Origin of the sequence: Cellulosimicrobium cellulans, assembly GCF_042723955.1 — a bacterium.
In the GTDB taxonomy this organism is placed as follows: domain Bacteria; phylum Actinomycetota; class Actinomycetes; order Actinomycetales; family Cellulomonadaceae; genus Cellulosimicrobium; species Cellulosimicrobium cellulans_H.
On record NZ_JBHXIC010000116.1, the window covers coordinates 4,527 to 9,143 of the forward strand.

The window sequence follows — 4,617 nt, forward strand, 5'->3', positions numbered from 1 at the left end:
TTTTCTCCAATACACCTCTCTCCCCTCCCCCCCCGCGCCACTCCCGCCTGGTGGGCGTTGGTGGGGGCGGGGCCTTTCGTCTTCCCCGGCTCCCCGCGAGACGCTCCACTGTCGCCGGGGTGCCCCCGAGCGTCCCCTGCCTGCAGGCCCCGGTCGTGAGGTCTGGCGACAGTAGGACGAGCTGCGAGTCACCGCCCGGCACGACGGCCACGTGCACCTGCGTTGGGACGTGACGAACGCTCCCTACGAGGAGCACTCGTGGACCTTCACGCTCACGACGCACCACGGAGCCGGCGAAGACATGCGCCGACTCGCAGGCGCGTTCCACCGGCTCCTGACCCGATAGGTACCGTCCCACCGCGAAGCCATGTCGCGGCACGAGACGAGCGTCGATACGAGTGACCCGCTCGGAGGTCCTCTCGCGGCGATCGCGGTCACCGCCGGTCGACGTCCTCGAGGCGTCCCGCGTTCCGGAGATCGACGGCGACGCGCAGCGCGCGGTTCGCCGACTGACGGTCAGCGCGCCGTTCGGCACGGTGCCGGACGCCCCCCGTGGCAGACCTCGCAAGGGCAGGCGTCGTCGTGCCACTGCCAGGAGCAGCCGCCCGGGAGCCACCGCAGCGCGTCGCGGTCCCACGGGTCGGGAAGGTCGCACAGGCCGTCAGGGTGGTGGTGCGCTTCCACACGCGGGACGTCACCGCGGGCGAGACGTACCCAGAACGGGACATGGGCGTCGGTACGAGACACAGAGGGCCTCCGAGGGTCGGGACAGCCCCGGCTCGCGGTCCCTCGGCGCAGGACGAGCCAGGGCTATGGCGTCAGCCCCTCGCGCGGTCGTGTCCTCATGCCGTTCATGGTGCCCCCGACTCCGGAGCGCGCGATGCTGACCACCGCCCCGCACGAGCCAGTCGTCGTCGCTCGGGCGCGGGCCCGCAGGCTAGGGGGTCCCCGAGTCGTCGCACGGCGGATCGATCTCCAGCCCCGCGGCCTCCGCCTCCCCGTCCAGGAGGACGAGGGCGCGCTCCATCGCCGTCGGGCGCAGCTTGCCCACCTGGTGCCCGTGCGGGTGGTCGAAGAACGCGAGCAGGCACAGCAGGAGCGTGATGACGAGCGCGACGCTGCCCATGAGGAGGCCCTGCGTCGCGGCGCGCTCCGCCGAGTCGGCGAAGAACAGCAGGAAGACGAAGACGGTCCCGGAGACGACGAAGAGCACCAGCCACAGCGGGAGGGGGATCAGACCCTCTGCACCGTGCACGCGGGACTGGCGCGCGTCCTCGCGGGCCGCGGTCTGGTCCATCCACCGGTCGTAGGCGGACTGCTGGGTGTCCGACGCGGGGACGACGTCGCGGACGGTCCGATAGAGGGCGACCCCCCACGGGTTCACCGCCTCGCCCAGCGAGCCGTCCGCCATCTGCTCCCACTCGTTCGCGACGACGTACCGGGCGTAGCAGACGAGCTCGCCGGAGAGCCGCGCCGCGTCGTCGGGCGCGAGGAACTGTGCCGTCTGGAGCTGCTGCACGACGATCCGTGCCTCGGACTCGGCGCCGCTCCGCGCCTCGTCGTACGACTCGAACGCGAGGAAGACGATGAAGCCCAGGAGCACCGAGAAGCCGGTGGCGACCACGCCGAACACCCCGGACGCCCGGTCGCCGTCGCTGAACCGGCTCCCGGCGGGTGCGCGCCGCCGGACGAGCAGCATCGTCGCGACGGCCACCGCGACGACGGCGACGGTCACGAACGCGCCGACGACGATGCTCACGTCACCTCCTCCGCGCGGGTACCGCCGCACGGTGCGCGGCGGGTGCTGTCCTGGCCAGCCTGCCCGGGGACGTCGCCCGGGGTCGTCACCCGAAACGCATGAACGCCGCACGGGCGTGGCGTCGCGACCTGGCGTGCGCCGCACCCACGAAGGTGTTGTCCGCACCTGCCACCGCGCCTCGCACCGCGCACGAGATCGCGCGAGACTGGGGCCGTCCGCCCGAGCCCCGGGCGCCCGAGTCACCGCGGAGGTCGCCATGAGCGCTGGTCGTCACGTCGTCGTCGGAGGAGGGCTCGCCGCGGCGAAGGCGGTCGAGACGCTGCGCGACGAGGGCTACGACGGCGGGCTGACCGTCGTCGCGCGCGAGCCGCACCGACCGTACGAGCGTCCGCCGCTCTCCAAGGACTACCTGCGCGGCGAGGCCGAGCGCGACGCCGTGTTCCCGCTCGCGGCCGACTGGTACGCCGAGCACGACGTCGAGCTCCTCACCGAGACCGAGGCGACCGCCGTCGGCCTCGCCGGGCGGAGCGTGTCCCTCGCTGACGGCCGGACGCTGCCGTACGAGAAGCTGCTCCTCGCGACCGGCTCGGACCCGCGCCGGATCCCGCTGCCCGGCCTGGACCTGGACGGCGTCCACGAGCTGCGCACGCTCGACGACAGCGACGCGCTCGCCGCCGCGCTGCGTGCCGCCCACGACGGCGGCGCAGGGCGGCTCGCGATCGTCGGCGACGGCTGGATCGGGCTCGAGGTCGCGGCCTCCGCCCGCTCGCTCGGCCTCGACGTCACGGTGATCGGGCTCGGGACGCACCCCCTCGAGCGGGTTCTCGGCCCGGAGATGGGCGAGCTGTACGGGCAGGTCCACACCGACCACGGCGTCCACCTCCACCGCCGCGCCCAGGTCACGGGCATCTCGGGTGAGGGCGGCCGGGCGACCGGCGTCGACATCGCCGACGGGACCCACGTCGACGCCGACCTCGTGCTCGTCGCCGTGGGCGCGGTGCCGAACGTCGCGCTCGCCCGGGAGGCGGGCCTCGCGCTCGACTCCACGACGGGCGGCGTCGTCGCCTCCGCGACGCTCCAGACCACCGACCCCGACGTCTTCGTCGCCGGCGACATCGCGAGCGTGCCGACCGCACGCTACGGGCGGTCGGTGCGCGTCGAGCACTGGGCGACCGCGCTCAACCAGGGGCCGCACGCCGCGCGCGCGATGCTCGGCGCGACCGACCCCTACCCCGAGCTGCCCTACTTCTTCTCCGACCAGTACGAGGTCGGCATGGAGTACCTCGGCTTCGTCGCCGGGCCGGACGCCTACGACGAGGTCGTGGTCTCGGGCTCCGTCCCCGACCGCGAGCTCGTCGCGTTCTGGGTCAAGGACGGCCGCGTCGAGGCCGGCATGGCCGTCAACGTCTGGGACCGCATGGAGGACGTCAAGGCGCTGATCCACCGCGACGCCGTCGACCGCGCCGAGCTGGAGTCGTTCGTCGGCTGACGCCTCCGTCTGCCGGCCAGGCCGTCCCCGCAGGTCGACCAGGTGGTCGTGGCTCGTCCGGCGGGCGGGACGCGCCACGACCACCTGCTTGGCGCTGGGGGCGTCAGGGGAGGTCGCGCTGGTCCGGACCGACGTACTCGCTGAGCGGGCGGATGAGGGCGTTCGCGGCGCGCTGCTCCATGACGTGCGCCGTCCAGCCCACCACGCGCGACGCGACGAACAGCGGGGTGAAGATCTGCGTGTCGAAGCCCATGAGGTGGTACGCGGGGCCCGCCGGGTAGTCGAGGTTCGGAAGGATGTTCTTGCGCTCGGTCATCGCGGTCTCGAGCGCGGTGTAGAGCTCGAGGAGGTCCGGGCGGCCGTAGTGCTCGACGAGGTCGTCGAGCGTCGCGCGCATGGTCGGGACCCGCGAGTCGCCGTGCTTGTAGACGCGGTGCCCGAAGCCCATGATCTTGCGCTTGTGCGCGAGCGCGTCGTCGAGCCAGGCCGCGGCGCGGTCGGCGGTCCCGATCTCCGCGAACGTCGCCATGACGGCCTCGTTCGCGCCGCCGTGGAGCGGACCCTTGAGCGCGCCGACGGCGCCGGTCACGGCGGAGTGCAGGTCCGACAGCGTCGACGTGATGACGCGCGCGGTGAAGGTCGACGCGTTGAAGGAGTGCTCCGCGTAGAGGACCATCGAGACCTCGAACGCGCGGACGACGGCGGGCTCGGGCTCCTCGCCGAACGTCATCCACAGGAAGTTCTCCGCGTAGCCGAGGTCGTCGCGCGGCTCGACGATCTGCTGCCCTCGACGTCGGCGCTGGTCGAGCGCGACGGCGGCGGGCAGCACGGCCCACAGACGGACCGCCTTGGCCTGCTCTGCCTCGGGCGAGGAGTCCTCGGCGTCCGGGTCGTGCGCGCCGAGCTGCGAGATCGCGGTACGGACGACGTCCATGGGGTGGCACGTCGTCGGCAGCTCGAGGATCGCGTTGCGCACGTTGCCGGGCAGCGCGCGGTGCGCGCGCTCGACGGTGGTCTGCTCGGCGAGCTGCTCGGGCGTGGGCAGCTCGCCGTGCCACAGGAGGTACGCGACCTCCTCGAAGCTGCGGCGGGCCGCGAGGTCCTGCACCGGGTAGCCGCGGTACAGGAGCGAGTTCGTCTCGGGGTTGACCTTGGAGATCGCGGTGACGTCGACGACGACGCCCGCGAGCCCCTTGCGGATCTCGGGCCCCTCGGTGGTGGTCGGGGAGGTGGTCATGCGGTCACTCCTTCGTGCTGCACGGGTCGCGGGGAGATGCCGGTGGCGCGGCCCCCCCGGCGCGCGGCACCCACCGGGCGTCAGGGCCGGGAGGTGAATAATACCACGACGAAACAGTTGTATGGCGGGGTC

4 protein-coding genes are annotated in these 4,617 nt (G+C 73.1%); 2 read left to right on the top strand and 2 right to left on the bottom strand.

The window, feature by feature from the left end:
- Positions 1–181: 181 nt before the first annotated feature.
- Complete coding sequence (locus tag ACFWH7_RS19520) at positions 182–346, top strand: DUF6228 family protein (RefSeq protein ID WP_378219082.1); 165 nt, start codon at positions 182–184, stop codon at positions 344–346.
- A 591-nt stretch (positions 347–937) separates the two neighbouring features.
- Here the strand turns inward: ACFWH7_RS19520 and ACFWH7_RS19525 are convergent.
- Positions 938–1,759 (bottom strand): bestrophin-like domain, encoded by an 822-nt coding sequence (locus ACFWH7_RS19525; protein ID WP_378219070.1) that lies wholly within the window; start codon positions 1,757–1,759, stop codon positions 938–940.
- Between the two features lie 256 nt (positions 1,760–2,015).
- Here ACFWH7_RS19525 and ACFWH7_RS19530 point away from each other — a divergent pair, with 256 nt between their 5' ends.
- Positions 2,016–3,248 carry an NAD(P)/FAD-dependent oxidoreductase gene (locus ACFWH7_RS19530; protein ID WP_378219072.1) on the top strand — a complete coding sequence of 411 codons (1,233 nt, stop codon included), beginning with the start codon at positions 2,016–2,018 and terminating at the stop codon, positions 3,246–3,248.
- A 103-nt stretch (positions 3,249–3,351) separates the two neighbouring features.
- On the opposite strand, the gene ACFWH7_RS19535 is transcribed toward ACFWH7_RS19530, so the two are convergent.
- Positions 3,352–4,485: a bifunctional 2-methylcitrate synthase/citrate synthase gene (locus tag ACFWH7_RS19535; protein ID WP_378219074.1), complete on the bottom strand. Its 1,134-nt coding sequence runs from the start codon at positions 4,483–4,485 to the stop codon at positions 3,352–3,354.
- Between the last annotated feature and the right edge of the window lie 132 nt (positions 4,486–4,617).

Coding starts and splice junctions, on each gene's coding strand:
- ACFWH7_RS19530 (WP_378219072.1), top strand. CDS start 2,016: ATGAGCGCTGGTCGTCACGTCGTCGTCGGAGGAGGGCTCGCCGCGGCG.
- ACFWH7_RS19535 (WP_378219074.1), bottom strand. CDS start 4,485: ATGACCACCTCCCCGACCACCACCGAGGGGCCCGAGATCCGCAAGGGG.